We start from the raw sequence: 16,534 nt of genomic DNA, 5'->3' as shown, positions 1-16,534 counted from the left end.
GGGGGCTGGCGTGGGTTCGCCAAACTGTGCAAGCAGTTTGCCGGGGTGGCGCGGCAATGAAAATCGCCAAAAAGGTATTGAAATGACAGAAAATCAAGCATTTCGGCAACCTTGGATGGCGTTTTGACCATGGACCAGCTCGATCAGCAACTCATTGCCCTGCTGCGGCAAGACGCCCGGCTCTCGGTGGCCGACCTCGCGCACAAGCTCAAGGTGTCGCGCGGCACCGTCACCAACCGGCTGCGCAAGCTGGAAGACACGCAGGTGATCGTGGGCTACACCGTGCGCCTGCGGCCCGAAGCACAGCCCGAACGTATACGCGCCTGGATGGGTGTGCAGGTCGAAGGCAACCAGACCCGCCTGGTGATTGCCAGCCTGCTGGGCGAGCCCGGTGTGGCCGCCCTGCACGACACCAACGGCCGCTGGGACCTGCTGGCCGAGCTGGAGGTGGGCAGCATGAAAGAACTGTCGGACGTGCTGGAGCGCGTGCGGCTGATCAGCGGCATTCGCGGCACCGAAACCAGCATCCACCTGGCCAGCTACCGCTGAAAATGGCTGCCCCGTGACACCGCCCACCCAGGCCCACGGGTACCATTTGCCTTCACAACACAACGAGGAGACGCCGTGGTCCGAACCCTGAAATGGCTGGTGGTGGCTGTGCTGGTGCTGGCCTTGCTGGCTGCGCTGGCCGCCTACGGTTTGCTGCGCGCTTCCGGCCGCGCGCAGGTGGGCGGCGAGTTGAAGCTCAGCGGCCTGACCGCACCGGTGAAGGTGCTGCGCGACGGCCACGGCGTGCCCTACATCTTTGCGGCCAACACGCCCGACCTGTTTCGCGCCCAGGGTTTCGTCACCGCGCAGCACCGGCTGATGCAAATGGAGCTGTACCGCGCCACCTGGCGCGGCGAGCTGGCCGCCAGCTTTGGTGAAGCCGCGCTGCCCAGCGACATCCGCATGCGCGTGCTGGGCATTGCCCGCAACGGCGAACGCCACGCCCAGCGCATTTCGCCCGAAACCCGCGCGTTTTTGCAGCCCTATGTGGACGGCGTGAACGCCTATGTGCAAGACCACACCGCCGACCATCCGGTCGAGCTGCGCATTGCTGGGCTGGTGCCCAGGCCCTGGGGTGTGGCCGACCTGGTCACGCTGGTGCATTTTGTGCACTACACCCATGCCACCAACTTCAAAACCGAGGTGGTGGCGCAGAAGCTGATCGACCAGCTGGGCGAAGACCGCGCCCGCGAACTGTTTCCGCTGCTGAGCAACCCCGACTGGCCCGCCACCAGCCTGCAGCGCCAGACCGCAGCGCCAAAGCCTGCCGCCGAGCAGACCGCAGCGCTCGGCCTGGATTGGGACCACCTGCTGGTGCGCCCCGACACCCTGAACCACCAAGGCCTGGGCTCCAACAACTGGGCCGTGGGCCCGTCGCGCAGCGCCTCGGGCCAGGCCATGCTGGCCAACGACCCGCACCTGGACAACCGCATCTTGCCCGGCATGTGGCACCCCGTGGGCCTGTTCGCGCCCGGCATACAGGCCGTGGGCGCAGCGCTGCCCGGCGTGCCCGGCATCCTGGTGGGCCGCACGCAGCATGTGGCCTTTGGCGTGACCAACGCCTACGGCGACGTGCAAGACCTCTACATTGAAACGCGGGACCCGGCCAACCCCCAGCACTACCTGGACGGTGGGCGCAGCGTGCCCTTTGGCACCGTGAGCGAGGTCATTCGCGTGAAAGACAGCGCAGCCCCCGGCGGCGTGCGTGAGCACACACTCACCGTTCGCAGCACCCGGCGCGGCCCCGTCATCAGCGACCACCCCGGCCTGGGCCCCAAGGGCGACAAGCTCCTGGTGCTGCGCTCTACCGACGCCGAAGTGCTGGGCCCGGTCATCGGCGTGGAAGGCTTCTTGACCGCGCCCAACGCCGCCGCCTTTGACGCCGAGGTGCAAAAAATCGACCTCATGATGTTCAACTTCGTGTTTGCCGACGCGCAAGGCGCCATAGGACACCGCGCCAGCGGCGCCGTGCCCCTGCGCGCCGGGGCCGACGGCAGCGCGCCCCGCCTGCCGCCGGCCGACGGCGGCGACGACTGGATTGGCTTCATCCCCAAAGACCGCATGCCCGGCCAGCTGAACCCCGCACGCGCCTGGGTGGGCACCGCCAACCACGACACCCGCCCCGAAGGCTTCCCTTGGTATTACACCAACTACGTGGCGCCCGACTACCGCTACCAGCGCATGGGCCAGGTGCTGGGCAGCGCCACCCAAATGCGGGTGGACGACCACTGGGCCCTGATGCGCGACGACCGCAACCTGCAAAGCGACGTGTTGCGCCCGCTGCTGGTGGCCGCCCTGCAAAACGACCCCGCCCACGCCGACCTGGCCGCGCTGCTCGCTGCCTGGGACGGCGTGGACCGCGCCACCGACGCCGCCCCGCTGGTGTACCAGGCGCTCTACCGCGAAGTGGCGCTGGGCACCTTTGTGGACGAACTCGGCGCCGACACCGCGGGCGACATGATGTCCAGCTGGTATTTTTGGCAACAGCGCTTTGCCGCCCTGGTGGCCACGCCCAAGGCGAAATGGTTTGACGACGTGAGCACCCCCGACCGGCAGGAAACCTTGGCCGACGTGATCCGCAGCGCCGCCCCCCGCGCCCGCGCCACGCTGGAAGCGCAGCAAGGCAAAGACGTGTCGCAATGGCAATGGGGCCGCTCGCATCGGCTCGCCTTTGTGAGCCCGCTGCGCCGCAAAGGCGCCGGCCAAGAGCTGGTGGGCGGCTTTGCGTTCGACAAATCGGGCAGCGGCGAAACCCTGAACCGCGGCGTGTACGACTTCATGGCCCCGTTCGACACCAAGTTCTTCGCGTCCATGCAGCTGGTGGTGGACTTCGGCGACCCCGACAAAATAGAAGCCGTGCTCGCCGGCGGCGTGAGCGAACGCCACTTCCAACCCCACCAAAACGACCAGGCCCGCCTGTGGGCAGCGGGCCAGCGCACCGCGTGGTGGTTCAACCCCGTGCAGGTGGAGGCAAACGCGGTGGCGCGGGCTGTGTTGGTGCCTTGAGTTTTAGTCGTGGCGCGGTTTGAGCCGTTGTGCTCCGGGCGGGAGCAAGCAGTTTTTTGCCAGCAGGAAGCCGCTTTCGGCCATCAGCTGACCTTGCCCGGCGCCAGCCGGGTACCCGATAAAGGCTGGGTGCAGCCGGTGACTTGGCACTCTTGAATGTCGGACGCCGCGTTCACCTGTCTTTCGAGCACAGAAGGGTCGAACGACTGGAGCCGCGGAATCAGCGGTCGGCCAAGAGCTGGCACTTAACTTTGCGGGTCCGTGCCACTGTCTTCTTCAATGTTGGAGCTGGCTAGGCTAGGCGGGGATTCCTCGACGTAGACGTTCACGTGCCGGCCGTTCTCCTGCACACCGCTCGCAAGCGTGACGATTTTTCCGTCGTAGGGCGCTGAGGCAGTCTGCAATTTCACGACCTCGGTCATGGTTTTGATCCCAACCGCGATGCGCCGGACCACTATGCGCTCCCCTTTGTCAGACTGGACAAACCATGTCCTCCCTTCCGGGGGAACAACATGCGTCCAGAAGTCCCCCGAGCCGAGCGGCGCATGGTCAAGCATTACAGTCCGCACTTCTTCGTCTGTTAAGAGCTGGTTCAGTACGCCCTGCATTGAACCAGCCACACGTCCAGCTTCATCGAACCAGACCGCCAGTTCCGGGCTATTCATTGGAACAACGTCGCTATTTGCGGTTACGACCAAGACCTCAGGCTGGAATGCAGGGGTAACGAGTCGAATCTTGGAACCTACAGAGGCGCGAGCGAACTTGGCCCAATCAGCATCTTTCACATCACGTGCCGAAACAGTATCGATGTTGAGGAAACTCGCCTTAGCAGCTGCAGGGGCGGTAAAGCCGCTGCGTGACCAGAGCACAAGCTTTGACGTGTCCAAGTTAGCGTGTTTTTGAGCCATCGACTCCACCCAAGGCGTATCGGCGGGCCGCTGGTGGTCCCGACACTCCACGCTAAGGACGATTTGATGCGTACCAACAGTCGCCGTGGCTGTCACATCCACCTCTCGCAGTTCGCCCGTTATCCGATCAACCAGCATCTTTGACTCTTCGACCTTCCACCCCTTACTTAACCGAGCGTGGATGTGAACCGCGAGTCTTTGGAATTGGTTGGTCCGTTGAGGCATCGAAGAATGATAGTTGGACAAGCAGAGTCGCACCACCAACTGACCGTGACTGATTCCAGGCGCAGTGCCAACGTTGGTTAAGCTGCCAACTGGGATGGTTTCCCATACAGGTGCCAGTCACGGGGCCAAGGGCATCAGCCTAGGAACGTCCGCGATCAATCGTGGTCGCTGAAGTCCGGCTCCACTTCGGCAGCTTCAAGCGAGTACTTCCCGGAGCCAATCTCAACTTCAATTTCCCACAATTCAGGCGCCACTTCCAGCTTCACAGAGTGGCAGGTGAGAAACGCCTCAACTTCCACTTCTTGGGAGAACGTGAAGCTGTCATGGCCGAAGGCCAATTCTTCACGGTCAATTGAGTCCCAGACAAAAAACTGAACGCTCACTGTGACGTCTACCGTTACGCTGGCCGTCAGTTCGACGACCCAGGCTCCCGGTTCGTTCTCGACCTTCCAGACGTTCAGCGAGCTTTCGTGGACGGAATAGTCCGTCAGCTCCACATCACTAACCTCAGGTTCGATGCGTCGAGACCCGTTGTACAGTTCGCTCGCGTCCCAATCTGCGCTAGAAACGTGTTCCTTGAGTGACTCCGTAAGTTGCGCCCGTAGAGCGGAATGCTTGTCGCCTACGGCGGCCGCAATCTTGTCCCTCACCGCTTGAGCGTGGGCATCGGTCGCGGCAAATAGCGCTGCCAAGTCGTCCAGCGATGAGACGCAGTAAAGGTGGGCAGACTGGTCTGCAAAGGCTTTCCAGCCAGCATCTCCCGAAGCAAGAATGCCCTTTGTCTCCTCGTCAATCGCGTGCTGCTCAAGGAGCAACAACGCCGCCGCGTCTGGGAACTCCGACTTTTTGTCGGCCTTGAGGCCGAATGGGGGATCTGCCGCGAAGTACCGAGCAAAGAGCATCTCCGGGTCGACATCCGCTATGGATAGGACGTCACCGCCGCACTGCGACACGTAGTTCTTGACGTCTGCCTCAAATTTCCGCTGCGCGGCAGCGAGCACATCTAGCTTGCTGAAATGAAAGTCTACTGGACTGAAATCTAGGCCAGTAAGCCTGGTGAGGCCTGCGGTCGAAGCCTGGAACTTGTCGGCAGCTTCCTTCACGGGAGCCAGCTTGTGACCAACGATCTCCTGCAGAACGACCTCCGTGAGCTGGAGCTTCATGGCGGTAGGAAGCTGGCGCGGAAGCTGGTTGAGCGCTCCCTTGCCGAAGTTGTAGCCAGCGGCCTGTATGACATCCGTGTCCAGGGAAAAGAACGCTACCTCACCGTCGACGAGTTCTTGAGGAGTTGGGAGTCCTGGCGGCATGTTGCAATAGTAGTGCAACCACATGAACCCCCGTCTGCTGCGGGTCGGCAGTGCCTGTTGGACAGATCAGTCAGCGGACGTTCGGCCGGCCTCGACTCCTTTACAGCAGGCAACGTCAGCATTGGCCCGATGAACGGTCATCGGACCAGCGACATCGCAGTTGCCTGGCTGACAGGTCTGTGTACATGACCGTGAACTGCGAGCGCGACCACCAACTACCGCTGTCGCTGCACTGCAGCCATTGACTCGGATGACCAATCGGCCGCAACGGGTCGTCAGTGGTCAGTCAGCACCCTGACTGTCAGTCATGTGAATTCAGTTGGCCCAATTCACCCCTTCAACCCAGGTGCAGTTTGCGGCAGTGCAGCCTTTCCAGCCGCGCGCCAAAAACAAAGGGCCGCGAATCGCGACCCTTTGCCCATGGGTGAATGCGCAGCAACCCGCGCTCCGCCATCTACAAATCCAGCACCAGGCGCCCACCCTTCGCCCGCGAACAGCAGGGTAGAAATTGGTTGTTCGCGGCTTGTTCTTCCGGCGTCAGGTAGTGGTCGCGGTGGTCGGGGGTGCCGGCTTTCACGCCGGTCAGGCAGGTTCCGCACACGCCTTGTTCGCACGACATGGGAATGTCAAAACCCGCGGCCAGCAGGGCTTGCAGGGCGGTTTGGGCGGGGGCCACGGTGACCACCTGGCCGGTGCTGTGCACTCCCGCCTCAAAGGTGCCGTCGCCGGCGGTGTCTGCCGGGGCGGCGCTGAAGTATTCGTGGAGCAGGCGTTCTTCGGGCCAGCCCTCGGTTTAGACCCGCCCGGCCAGGCTCAGTGCTGCCCGCAAGGTGTCGTTGATGCGTGTCTGCCACCCCTCACCGCTGGCGCGCAGCGCGGCCAGCACGTCGGCATCCAGGCGCAGCTTGACAGGCTCCTTGGTGGTGGCAGCTTTGGGGCGGCCGCGTGCCTTGGGTTTGTTCCCGTCATACAGGTCGGCGGACTTGAAAAATGCATCCGTCAATTCCGGTGCATCGTCCGGGTCATTCCAGGTGGCTGGCGTAGAGCGTTTTTTCCCGGTCATTGGCTTTCCTCATGCTGATGATGCGGCGTACCTCGCCGCGTGGGGTCCAGACCAAAACCACCAAACGGGCATCCAGCCACCCCACGGTGATGAACCGATCTTCTTCGTAGCCCGCTCTGGTGTCTTGCGCTGTGAAATGCAAGCCTTCAAACACGGCCTTTGCATGCGCAAAGTCCAGGCCACGCTCCAGCAGGGTTCTGCTGCGCTTGGCGTCGTCTCAGCTCGATCTCAATATATCAATGTACCCCCAATAAATGCAAATGCGTGCGTCCAGCCATCTACAAATCCAACACCAGCCGCCCACCCTTGGCCCGCGAACAGCAGGGTAGAAACTGGTCGTTGGCGGCTTGTTCTTCTGGCGTCAGGTAGTGGTCGCGGTGGTCGGGGGTGCCGGCTTTCACGCCGGTCAGGCAGGTGCCGCACACGCCTTGTTCGCACGACATGGGAATGTCAAAACCCGCGGCCAGCAGGGCTTGCAGGGCGGTTTGGGCGGGAGCCACGGTGATCACCTGGCCGGTGCTGGCCACTTCCATCTCGAAGCTGCCGTCGCCTGCGGTATCTGCCGGGGCGGCGCTGAAGTATTCGTGGTGCAGGCGTTCTTCGGGCCAGCCCTGGGCGCGGGCGGTGCTCAGCACGGCGTCCATGAAGCCTTGCGGGCCGCACACATACAGGTGGGTGCCGGGGTTGGCCTGTTGCAGCGTGGCGGCTATGTCCAGCTTTTGGGTGGCGTGGCCGTCGTCAAAGTGGTGGTGCGCGTGGCGCGCAAAGCTTGCCGCGGCCAGCCGCTCGGTGAAGGGTGTGCGCTCGCGCGAGCGGGTGCAGTGGTGCAGCTCGAAGCTTTTGCCGTGGCTGGCCAGGTGCTCGGCCATGGCCAGCAGCGGCGTGATGCCGATACCGCCGCCCAGCAGCAGGTGGTGGTCGGCGTTTGCGGCCAGGGGAAAGTGGTTTTTGGGCGCGCTGATTTGCAGCACAGTGCCTTCGTTCACGGCGTCGTGTACGGCCACCGAGCCGCCGCGCGACTGGGCGTCGCGCAGCACGCCGATTTCGTAGCGGCCGGCGTCGCTGGGCGGGTTGCACAGGGAATATTGGCGCACCAGGCCGCCGGGCAGGTGCACGTCCACGTGGGCGCCGGCGGTGAAGGCGGGCAGGGTGGTGCCCTCGGTGGCCACCAGTTGCAGGCTGCAAATGCCCAGCGCTTCGGTGCGCTTGCTGGCCACGCACACGGCCAGGGTGGGGCTGGGCTGGTTCATGGGGCGGCGCCTTGTTCGGCGGCAATCAGCCGGTCAATCACCCGGCGCGACTGCACGCCGCCGGCGTCAATGTTGAGCTTGAGCAGGGCGCGCTCGGGGAATTCGCTCAGGTTTTGCTGCTGACGCTCCAGCATTTCCAGGTCTTCTGAAAAGATCTTGCCCTGGCCTTCGCGGATTTGCGCGGTGAGCGCTTTGTCTTGCGGGTTGAACTTGCGCGCCATGCCCCAGAAGTAGTGCATGGAGGTGTCGGTTTCGGGGGTGATGAAGTCGACCACCACGGCGTACACCTTGTGTTCGGCCGGTGCGTTCACACCGCCGTGGCCGGCGTGGGCCACGCCCACCTCAATCATGACGTGGCTGGGTGGTGTGAAGCGGCAGATTTGCCAGCGGTCCACCGGCACGTCGTCGGCCAGGTGGTTGGCGCGCAGGGCGGCTTTCCAAAATGGCGGGGCCGAGATGTTTTCCATGAAGCGGCTGGTGACCACGGTGTCGCCGTCGATCGTGGTTTTGCAGGGCACCTCGTCAATCTCTTTTTGACCGATGCTGGTGGAATGCACATAGGTTTCGTGCGTCAGGTCCATCAGGTTGTCGACCATGAGGCGGTAGTCGGCCTTGACGTGGTAGAGCCCGCCGCCGTAGGCCCATTCGGGGTTGTCGTGCCACTCCATGTGGGGAATGAGGGCCGGGTCGGCCTTGTCTTTGTCGCCGGGCCAGACCCAGATGAAGCCGTAGCGCTCTTCCACCGGGAAGCTGCGGATGGCCGGGAAGCCGCCCACGCGCTGGCCGGGCATGGCGATGGTTTTGCCGTCGCAGCCCATTTCCAGCCCGTGGTAGCCGCACACCAGTTTGCCTTCGCACACGTAGCCCAGCGATAGCGGGGCGCCGCGGTGGGGGCAAAAGTCTTGCACGGCGGCCACTTTGCCGGCCTGCGCGCGGTAAAAAACGATGCGCTCGTTGCAAATTTTGCGGCCCAGGGGCTTGGCGTCAATGTCTTCGGCCGTGCAGGCCACGTACCAGGTGTTTTTGGGGAACATGCAGCGTCTCCTGTGGGGTGTGTTTCATTCAGTATGCTGAATGACGCGTATTTTACGGAATGTGTGGCGCCAATGACAGGGGTTCAAAATTCGGGTTTTCCCGAGGTTTGCGGCGGTGCTGCGGCTTCGTTCAGGTGCACAAACTTGCGCAGCAGGCGCAAAAACTCGGCTTGCTCAGCGGGCGATAGTGGCTGCAGCAGTTGCTGGTACATGGGCTCCACGCGGGGCAGCATGTCGCTCAGCATGGTTTCGCCAGCCGGCGTGAGGCGCAGGCTGCGCTGGCGCCGCGCCAGCAGCTCGCGCACGATCCAGCCCTTGCTTTCCAGCCGGGTGGCGATGTCGGCGGTGGTGGAGGTGTCGAGCGCCACCCGCTGCGCCAGCGTCACCTGGTCCAGGCCGGGCTCTTCTTGCAGGGCGCGCAGCAGGGCGTATTGCACCGGCGTGATCTGGCGGCCGTGGGTGTCGTGAAAGGTGGCCACGGCGAGCTGGTGGGCGCGGCGGATGAGGTGGCCGGGCTCGGCATGCAGCGCTATGGCGTCTTCGGGCCGCTCGGGGCGAGGCGGCGTGTTTGGGTCGGGTTGGGTGTCTGGCATGGGTTGGCGAGAAAAGGGCGCTGGGCCGTGGGCATGGTGGTGCTTTGGGGTACTGCGCAGTGCACCGCCAAGCGGGTGCAGCCCAGGCCGCACTATAGGTCAGGCGTGTTCGGTGCCGTGCGCGGGCCGCGCCACCAAGCCGGCAGCAGGCGTTGCACGTCATGGCGCGCAAAGCGGTCGTCCAGCAGCCACACGGTGCCGTGATCTTGCTCGGTGCGGATCACCCGCCCGGCCGCTTGCACCACTTTTTGCAGGCCGGGGTAGAGGTAGGTGTAGTCGTAACCGCGGCCAAACAGGGCTTGCAAGCGCGCGCGCATTTGCTCGTTGACCGGGTTCACCTGCGGCAGGCCGAGCGTGGCAATGAAGGCGCCAATGAGGCGGCGGCCCGGCAGGTCAATGCCTTCACCAAACGCGCCACCGAGCACCGCGAAGCCAATGCCCTGGCCGCCTTCGGTGAAGCGGGCCACAAAGGCGTCGCGCTCGGGCTCGCTCATGCCGCGCGACTGCGCCCACACCGGCAGGGCGGGGTGGTGCTGTTGCAACCGGTCCAGCGCTTGCTGCAGGTAGTCAAAGCTGCTGAAAAACGCCAGGTAGTTGCCGGGCTCGGCGGCGTATTGCGCCGCCATCACCTTGGCCATGGGCGTGAGCGAGGCCTTGCGGTCGCTCCAGCGGGTGGAAATGTGGGGCGCTACGCGCACCGCCAGCTGCTCGGGCGCGAAGGGCGACGGCACATCGACCCGCAGCGTCTCGGCCGGCAGGCCGAGCATGTGGGCCACAAAGTCCATGGGCGCGAGCGTGGCTGAAAACAGCGTGGCGCTGTGGGCTGCGGCCCAGCGCGGCGCCAGCAGCGGGCCGGGCACCACATTGCGGATGGCCAGCGCGGGGTGCTTGGCCCGCCCGGTGCTGGTGTCGCGGGTCAGGTCGCACAGCGAATGCTCGCCAAACTGCTCGGCCACACGCAGCAGGTGCAGCGCCTCAAACCACCAGCGCTGCAGCGGGCCGTCCACCGCGTCTTGCGGGTGCTGCGCAAGGTGGTCGCCGATGTCGCTGCACAGTTGCTGCAGCGTGGTGATGAATTCACCGGGTAGCTCGGGCAGCACCTCGTGGTCCTGCGTCTGGGTTTTGGCCAGGGCGCTCCAGCGGCGTTGCAGTTTGTCCAGCGGCTTTTTCAGCGCGGCGGGCGCGGCCTGGCGCAGCGCCTGAAAGGCGGCGGGCTCCAGCGTGGCGCTGTGCATGAGGCGCGCGCGCTCGATCAGGTTGTGCGCTTCGTCCACCAGCAGGCCCACGCGCCAGCCGTTGGCCTCGGTCAGTGCGTGCCAGGCGGCGCCGTGGTCAAAGTAGTGGTTTAAGTCGCCCACGGCCACGTCGCTCCAGCGCAGCATTTCTTGCCCCAGGTAGTAGGGGCACACGGTGTGTTCCAGCGCTACCTGGCGCAGCGTGGTTTTGCTCAGCCAGCGGGCCTGCGCGGCGGCTTGGCGGGCGGCAGGCAGGCGGTCGTAAAAGCCCTGGGCCAGCGGGCAGCTGTCGCCGTGGCAGGCTTTGTCGGGGTGCTCGCAGGCTTTGTCGCGGGCCACGCGTTCCAGCACGCGCAGCGGGATGGCCTGCGGTGTGTCGGCCTGGGTGAGCTTGTCCAGCGCGTGCAGCGCCAGTTGGCGGCCGGGGGTTTTGGCGGTCAGGTAAAAGAGTTTGTCGGTGCCCGGGTCTTTGCCGTTGCCGGGCGCGGCCTTGAGCGCGGCAAACAGCGTGGCCATGGTTTTGCCAATGCCGGTGGGCGCCTGTGCCATCAACACCCGGCCGTGGCTGTGGGTGCGGTACACCGCCTCGGCCAGCGCGCGCTGCCCGGTGCGAAACGCGGCAAATGGAAAGGCCAGCGCGCGCAGCGCCGCGTCGCGCGCCAGGCGGTGCGCGCGCTCGGCCCGCGCCCACACCGCGTAGCGCGTGCACAGGGCTTCAAAAAACGCGCGCAGTTCGGGCGCGCTGTGGTGCTGCACCAGCGGCGTTTCTTGCGCGGTGTCGATGTTGAAATAAACGAGCGCCAGGTCCAGCCCGTCCAGCGCCAGTTGTTCGCACAGCATGTGGCCATACACGCGGGCCTGCGCCCAGTGCAGCGCGCGCTGGTTGGCGCCAATCAGGGCCGGGTCGCCGCGGTGGGTTTTGATTTCTTCCAGCCGCAGGGCCACGGAATCAAACCCATCGGCCCGGCCTTGCACACGCAGCCCGCCCCACACCACACTCAGGGGCAGTTCGCGCTGGTAGCCCGCGCCGCGGCGCGAGGTGACCTCGCTGTGCCCGGCCACGCCTTCGCTGCCGCTGGGCGAGGGCGTGAAGCGCAGGTCCAGGTCGCCCGCGCGGGCCGCAAAGTCGCACAGCGCGCGCACCGCCACCGCGCCCAGCGGGGAGTCTTCAGCGGTTTCGGCTTCCAGGCGGGGGGCGGCGGTGTTCAAGATGGGCAGGCGTTGGGGTGTGGCATCGTACTGGATATACCATCAGCTGATGAGTTCGTTTGTGCCCACCCTGACCCGCCGCCACCACCAGCGCCTGCGCGACATTTACCGCTCGGCCGGCTGGCCTTGCCAGGACCTGCTTGAGGTGGAGCTGCTGGCCGCGGGGCAGGTAGAGCGGCGCCTGTCGGACCAGGGCCACGAGACGCTGCGCGTGACCGACGCCGGCATTGAAACGCTGGCGCGGGTGTTTGCCAGCAACAAGGCGGCGCGTTCCCCGCACGAAGCGCTGGTGGAGCAGGTGGCGGTGGCCATGGGCCGCGCGGGGCGCCTGGCCTGGCGCGGCCTGGCGCTGCGGGTTCCCTTGCCGCGCACGTTGTTGCAAGGCGCCCCGTTGGACGATGGCGTGGCGCCGACCGTGGTGGCCGGGCCGCCCGCGCAGTTGAGCGCGTTGGACGACGACACCGACACCGTGCCCGGCCAGCCCGACCACGCCTGGTGCATGGCCTGCCCCGACGTGTTTTCCATTCGCCGCAGCTCGGTGGAAGCCTACCTGGAGCCGGTGGTGCACGAGATCAAGGTGAACCGCGCCGACCTGCTGGGCGACCTGAAAAAACCCGCCAAGCGCGCCGCCTACCTGGGGCTGGCCAGCGCTTGCTGGTATGTGCTGGGGCACGACGCGCGCGGCCGCCCGATTGGCGAGCCCGACGAGATTCCACCCGAATGCGGTGTGATGCTGGCCACACCCGATGCGCTGATGGTGGTGCGCGAGGCACCGCGCCGCGCGCTGGAGCGCCTGCCGTTTCATGTGTGGATGGCGCTGGCCAAGGCCGGCCCGGTGCAGCGCGAAGAGCGGCAACAAACCCGGTTTTAGCTGGGTTTTTTGGCCTTGGCGCCGCGCACCGCCTTGGGCTTGGCGGCGGGGGGCTTCAGGCGGGCGCTGGCCTGCTCGATCCACAGCAGGGCGTCGGCATGCGCCATGAAGCGCCGCAGGTAGTGGGGCGACAGCTCGCGCATGAGCGCCAGCGAGCGCAGCACCAGCATGTGCGAGTTGAGCGGTCCGGCGTTTTCCGGGCCACGCTCCACGGCCAGGTCCACCTGGTCTTCGGCGCAGATGCGCGACCAGGTTTCGCGAAACCGGCGCACGCTGTTGAGTTCGGGCAGGGCGTGCTGGTGGGGCTGGGCGCCGTGCGCCAGCGGATCGTCGGCCGGCGCCTGCCGCACGCGATCGATGTAGCGGGTGAGCTCGGCCAGCGGCGACTCGGCGGCCTGGGCGCTGGCTGCCGGCATGCCCACGCCGCAGGCCGCCGCCAGCCGGCGCCGCTCCATTTTTTGCCGAGTGTGTTGCGCGGTCTGCGCGTCTTCTGCGCCCTGGCGCGCCTGCAGGGCTTGTGTGGCGCGCTGCTGGTAGTCGGCCAGCGCTGCGCCCAGCCGGGCGGCCAGCGCGCTTTGCACGCCCGGCGTGGCCGTTTGCACGCGGGCGGCCAGCGCCTCCAGGTAGTGAAAGCGCACCGGGTCCAGCTGGTGGGCGCCCGCGTTGCGCAGATCGGCCAGGGCGGCCAGCGGCTCGGTCATGGCTTGGCCGCGGGTGGGGTGGCGGTTTTGGGCACCGGCGCCATTTCAACCCGGCGGTTCAGGGTGCGGCCCTGTTCCTCGGCATTGGAGGCCACCGGCTGTTCGGCCCCGAAGGCGGCGGCAAACACGCGCGCGGGCGGCATGCCTTCGTCCATGAGCGCGCGGGTCACGGTGAGCGCGCGCTGGGCCGACAGCTCCAGGTTGTCCGCGTAGCGCCGGTTGCCGTCCTGGATCGGGCGGTCGTCAGTGAAGCCGCTGACCATCAGCATTTCGTCGCGCTCGCCCAGGTACACCTGCAGCGGCGGCACCAGGCTCTTGAGCAGCTGGCGGCCGTCGGGGCGCAGCTCGTCGGAGTTGAGCGGAAACAGCACGCTGCCGCTGATGCCAATGCGCCCGTTGTTCAGCGTGACGCGGCCCGTTTGCAACGGAATGGCCAGCGCTTTTTCCAGCGCCATGCGGCGCTGCTCTTCGGCCTCGCGCTTGGCAATTTCAGAGGCCAGGTTGCTCATCAGGTCCATCTGAACCACCAGCACACCCACCAAAATGAGCACGAAAGCGCCGAGCAGGCCCGACATCAGGTCGCCAAACACGGCCCAGACCGGGGCGGTCTGTTCCAGGCCGCCGTCGTCGCGGTCGTCCAGGTCGGTCATCCCGCGGCTCCCACCGGCTGGGTGGCAGGCGTGCCGTGCAGCCGGCGCAGGTCTTCCACAATGCCTTGCTGCGCGCTGATGCTGAGGTCGATCACCTCGCGCGCCTGCGCCACGTAGTAGCCCAGCTGGTCGTCGCTGCGCGCCATCGAATGCTGAATGGCGCCTTCAATGCGCTGCAGGCTGTCCATGAGCTGCTGGTTGCTGGCGCTGAACAGCTGCACGCCGTGGCCGAACGACTCGCCCAGGCTGGCCAGCTCGACCGCGCTGGCGTTCACATGGGCGGCCACCTCGTCCACCCGGCCGGCCTGCGCGCCCAGGGTCTGGGCAAACTGGCCACTGGCTTGCGCCATGACCGTGGCGGCCGATGCCACCAGCGACTCGATGGCGGCGCGCTGTTCGCCCGTGGCCTGCTGGACCGTGTGCAGCAGCGTGTCGAGCTGGGCCACCAGGCTGGTGCGCTCTTTCAGAGCCAGGTTGTCGCGCTCGGTGATGTGGCCCATTTCCTGGCGCAGCTGGGTAATCACCTCGGCGGCGGCGCGCGGCGCCTCTGAGGCGGTTTCCAGCAGGCGGGTCATGGGGGTTTCCAGCGCGGTGCCCAGCGTGGCCAGGTGGCTGGCCAGCGCGCCTTGCAGCTCGCCCAGCCGGTTCACCGCCGCTTCACCCCGGGTGGCTTCTTCGGTGCGCAGGGTGCTCATGTGGGCGCTCAGCTCGGCCTGCAAGGTTTGCAGGCGGTCCACGGCGGCCTGGCCGCGTGTGGATTCGTCGGTGCGCAAAGCCGTTAGCTGTTGCGCCAACGTGGTTTGCAGGGCTTCCAAGCGGTCCACGGCGGCCTGGCCTCGTGCCGATTCGTCGGTGCGCAAGGCGGCCAGCTGGTCGGCCAGCGTGGTCTGCAGCGCTTCCATGCGCTCCACGGCGGCCTGGCCGCGCGTGCTTTCGTCGCTGCGCAGGGCGGCCAGTTCGGTGCGCCACAGCGTGGCCAGCGCGTCCATGCGCTGGCCGTGGTCTTGAGCCCAGCGGGCTTCCGCCTCGGTGCGGGCGCGCACCAGTTCTTCGGACTGGGCCAGCAGGCGCGCCATGTCGTCAAGGCTGCGGCCGGCCTGCTGGCTGACGCGTTCGCTGATCGTTGTAGCGGTGTGTTCCAGTGCCTGGCACACGGCCTGTTGCTGGGCCAGCGTTTGTGCGCCGGCCTGCTGCCATTCGCCTTGCAGCGTGGAAGCCAGCGCTTGCAGCGACTGCGTCCAGGCGGCCTGCTTGTGCTGGTCGGCCTGCGCCAGCCCGGCGAGCGACTGGGCGGCGCTGGCCTGCACGCTGGCCAGCAAGGCGGTGGCGCGTTCTTCAAAGGTGTGGGTGAAAGCGTTCAGCGCGCGGTCGAGCCCGCTCACCTGCTGTTCGCTGGTGTGCGCATGCTGGGCCAGGGCGCTGGTCCAGGTGTCGGCCACGGTGGTGGCGGTGGCGCCAAACTGGGTGGCCAGACCGTTCAACTGCGTTTGCACCGCGTCGCTCACGCGCCCATGCTGGCGCGCCGACTCTTCGGCCATGGCCGCCATGGCGGACTCAACCACCGGCTTCAGGCTCTCGCCGGCCACCCGGGCGCTGGCGCTCAGGCTGTCTTGCAGCGACGTGGCCACGGCGCTGGCCAGCCCGGTGTAGGCCACCGACACGTCGCTGTGAAACTTCGCCTGGCGGCTGAGCAACTGCGCGTCCAGCTGTTCGCTGCGCTGCTCGATCTGCGCCATCAGGGCTTGCAGCTGGGTGACCACGGCGGGCAGTGCCTGGGCTTGCGACTGCAGGGCTTTGAAGCTTTCCTGGCGCTGGTGGGCCAGCGAGAACGTCCGCAAGGTGGTCGCGATCTGCGCGTCCAGCAGGCGCACCACGCCGAGGCGCTCGCGCCGGCTGATGGCCGACATGAGGCCCAGCATGGCCGACGCCGCCACACCCGCCACCGAAGTGCCAAAGGCCAGCCCCAGCCCTTTGATGGGGGCGGCCAGCGCCGAGCGAATGGCCTGCAGGTCGGTGGAGCCGTCCAGCGCAAACACCGCGCCCTTGAACGTGACGACCATGCCCACAAACGTGCCCAGCATGCCCAGCATGACCAGCAAGCCCACCAGGTAGGGCGTGAGCGCCAGGCCAGGCAAGGCCACGCGCTCGCCCTCTACCCGCGCGCGCACCGCGTTTTGCACCGAAGGGTGCAGGCCTGCGAGCCAGTCGCCCAGCTGAGCCAGTGGCTGCGGAATGTGGCTCAGCGCCGTTTGCAACGAGGCGGTCACGGCGCGAAAGCGCCGGATTTCCACGGCGCCCAACACGTACACCGCGCCAATCACCACGCTCATGGCCAGCGCCAGCGCGCTGGTGCCCACAAAACCCACACCCACCCAGAGGACGGCCACCAGACCCAGGACAAAGGCCACGGCCAAAACGATTCTGCTCATTGTTG

The 16,534-nt window shown here is 66.3% G+C and carries 14 protein-coding genes and 1 pseudogene; 3 read left to right on the top strand and 12 right to left on the bottom strand.

Going from position 1 to position 16,534, the window contains the following annotated elements; translation table 11 throughout:
* Positions 1-129: 129 nt before the first annotated feature.
* Positions 130-549: an Lrp/AsnC family transcriptional regulator gene (locus AC4QBL_RS12085; protein WP_472901085.1), complete on the top strand. Its 420-nt coding sequence runs from the start codon at positions 130-132 to the stop codon at positions 547-549.
* Positions 550-624: 75 nt separating this feature from the next.
* Positions 625-3,054, top strand: coding sequence for a penicillin acylase family protein (locus AC4QBL_RS12080; RefSeq protein WP_472901084.1), 2,430 nt, complete (start codon positions 625-627; stop codon positions 3,052-3,054).
* 245 nt (positions 3,055-3,299) lie between these two features.
* On the opposite strand, the gene AC4QBL_RS12075 is transcribed toward AC4QBL_RS12080, so the two are convergent.
* The 9 genes and pseudogenes from AC4QBL_RS12075 to AC4QBL_RS12035 form a co-directional block, all read right to left on the bottom strand.
* On the bottom strand, positions 3,300-4,100 hold the full coding sequence (locus AC4QBL_RS12075; RefSeq protein ID WP_472901083.1) for a hypothetical protein: 801 nt from the start codon (positions 4,098-4,100) through the stop codon (positions 3,300-3,302).
* A 242-nt stretch (positions 4,101-4,342) separates the two neighbouring features.
* Positions 4,343-5,518: a PIN domain-containing protein gene (locus AC4QBL_RS12070; protein ID WP_472901082.1), complete on the bottom strand. Its 1,176-nt coding sequence runs from the start codon at positions 5,516-5,518 to the stop codon at positions 4,343-4,345.
* Between the two features lie 430 nt (positions 5,519-5,948).
* Positions 5,949-6,281: pseudogene (locus AC4QBL_RS12065) on the bottom strand (2Fe-2S iron-sulfur cluster-binding protein); the annotation flags it as partial.
* Positions 6,282-6,287: 6 nt separating this feature from the next.
* Positions 6,288-6,557: a BrnA antitoxin family protein gene (locus AC4QBL_RS12060; RefSeq protein ID WP_472901081.1), complete on the bottom strand. Its 270-nt coding sequence runs from the start codon at positions 6,555-6,557 to the stop codon at positions 6,288-6,290.
* A complete protein-coding gene (locus tag AC4QBL_RS12055; protein ID WP_472901143.1) occupies positions 6,517-6,735 on the bottom strand; it encodes a BrnT family toxin in 219 nt (72 codons plus the stop codon). Before AC4QBL_RS12055 ends, AC4QBL_RS12060 begins: the two co-directional genes overlap by 41 nt.
* Positions 6,736-6,835: 100 nt before the next feature.
* A complete protein-coding gene (locus AC4QBL_RS12050) occupies positions 6,836-7,807 on the bottom strand; it encodes a PDR/VanB family oxidoreductase (RefSeq protein WP_472901080.1) in 972 nt (323 codons plus the stop codon).
* The gene (locus AC4QBL_RS12045) at positions 7,804-8,841 is read right to left on the bottom strand and encodes an aromatic ring-hydroxylating dioxygenase subunit alpha (RefSeq protein ID WP_472901079.1); all 1,038 of its coding nucleotides are present in this window, start codon (positions 8,839-8,841) and stop codon (positions 7,804-7,806) included. Before AC4QBL_RS12045 ends, AC4QBL_RS12050 begins: the two co-directional genes overlap by 4 nt.
* Positions 8,842-8,924: 83 nt before the next feature.
* Positions 8,925-9,434, bottom strand: a complete 510-nt coding sequence (locus AC4QBL_RS12040; protein WP_472901078.1) for a MarR family winged helix-turn-helix transcriptional regulator — start codon at positions 9,432-9,434, stop codon at positions 8,925-8,927.
* Between the two features lie 92 nt (positions 9,435-9,526).
* Entirely contained in the window at positions 9,527-11,878 is a 2,352-nt protein-coding gene (locus AC4QBL_RS12035) for an ATP-dependent DNA helicase (protein WP_472901077.1), read from the bottom strand.
* Between the two features lie 49 nt (positions 11,879-11,927).
* On the opposite strand from AC4QBL_RS12035, the gene AC4QBL_RS12030 reads away from it, so the two are divergent.
* A complete protein-coding gene (locus AC4QBL_RS12030; RefSeq protein WP_472901076.1) occupies positions 11,928-12,749 on the top strand; it encodes a hypothetical protein in 822 nt (273 codons plus the stop codon).
* Here the strand turns inward: AC4QBL_RS12030 and AC4QBL_RS12025 are convergent.
* Genes AC4QBL_RS12025 through AC4QBL_RS12015 form a run of 3 tightly spaced genes read right to left on the bottom strand, consistent with a single transcriptional unit; the run spans position 12,746 to position 16,529 of the window.
* Complete coding sequence (locus AC4QBL_RS12025) at positions 12,746-13,450, bottom strand: DUF2894 domain-containing protein (protein ID WP_472901075.1); 705 nt, start codon at positions 13,448-13,450, stop codon at positions 12,746-12,748. The two genes, AC4QBL_RS12030 and AC4QBL_RS12025, sit on opposite strands and share 4 nt — an antisense overlap.
* Positions 13,447-14,100, bottom strand: a complete 654-nt coding sequence (locus AC4QBL_RS12020; RefSeq protein WP_472901074.1) for an OmpA family protein — start codon at positions 14,098-14,100, stop codon at positions 13,447-13,449. Before AC4QBL_RS12020 ends, AC4QBL_RS12025 begins: the two co-directional genes overlap by 4 nt.
* Positions 14,097-16,529 carry a DUF802 domain-containing protein gene (locus tag AC4QBL_RS12015; RefSeq protein ID WP_472901073.1) on the bottom strand — a complete coding sequence of 811 codons (2,433 nt, stop codon included), beginning with the start codon at positions 16,527-16,529 and terminating at the stop codon, positions 14,097-14,099. Before AC4QBL_RS12015 ends, AC4QBL_RS12020 begins: the two co-directional genes overlap by 4 nt.
* Between the last annotated feature and the right edge of the window lie 5 nt (positions 16,530-16,534).

The sequence above is a fragment of the Hydrogenophaga sp. L99 genome, assembly GCF_058731905.1.
The sequence above is the reverse complement of the archived record's forward strand: the minus strand, read 5'-3'. Positions and strand labels throughout refer to the sequence as shown.

What these genes read in the sequence shown, in the direction of transcription:
- AC4QBL_RS12085 (WP_472901085.1), top strand. Translation starts at nt 130, where the DNA reads ATGGACCAGCTCGATCAGCAACTCATTGCCCTGCTGCGGCAAGACGCC.
- AC4QBL_RS12075 (WP_472901083.1), bottom strand. Translation starts at nt 4,100, where the DNA reads ATGCTGGTTGATCGGATAACGGGCGAACTGCGAGAGGTGGATGTGACA.
- AC4QBL_RS12070 (WP_472901082.1), bottom strand. Translation starts at nt 5,518, where the DNA reads ATGTGGTTGCACTACTATTGCAACATGCCGCCAGGACTCCCAACTCCT.
- AC4QBL_RS12060 (WP_472901081.1), bottom strand. Translation starts at nt 6,557, where the DNA reads ATGACCGGGAAAAAACGCTCTACGCCAGCCACCTGGAATGACCCGGAC.
- AC4QBL_RS12050 (WP_472901080.1), bottom strand. Translation starts at nt 7,807, where the DNA reads ATGAACCAGCCCAGCCCCACCCTGGCCGTGTGCGTGGCCAGCAAGCGC.
- AC4QBL_RS12045 (WP_472901079.1), bottom strand. Translation starts at nt 8,841, where the DNA reads ATGTTCCCCAAAAACACCTGGTACGTGGCCTGCACGGCCGAAGACATT.
- AC4QBL_RS12040 (WP_472901078.1), bottom strand. Translation starts at nt 9,434, where the DNA reads ATGCCAGACACCCAACCCGACCCAAACACGCCGCCTCGCCCCGAGCGG.
- AC4QBL_RS12030 (WP_472901076.1), top strand. Translation starts at nt 11,928, where the DNA reads ATGAGTTCGTTTGTGCCCACCCTGACCCGCCGCCACCACCAGCGCCTG.
- AC4QBL_RS12025 (WP_472901075.1), bottom strand. Translation starts at nt 13,450, where the DNA reads ATGACCGAGCCGCTGGCCGCCCTGGCCGATCTGCGCAACGCGGGCGCC.
- AC4QBL_RS12020 (WP_472901074.1), bottom strand. Translation starts at nt 14,100, where the DNA reads ATGACCGACCTGGACGACCGCGACGACGGCGGCCTGGAACAGACCGCC.
- AC4QBL_RS12015 (WP_472901073.1), bottom strand. Translation starts at nt 16,529, where the DNA reads ATGAGCAGAATCGTTTTGGCCGTGGCCTTTGTCCTGGGTCTGGTGGCC.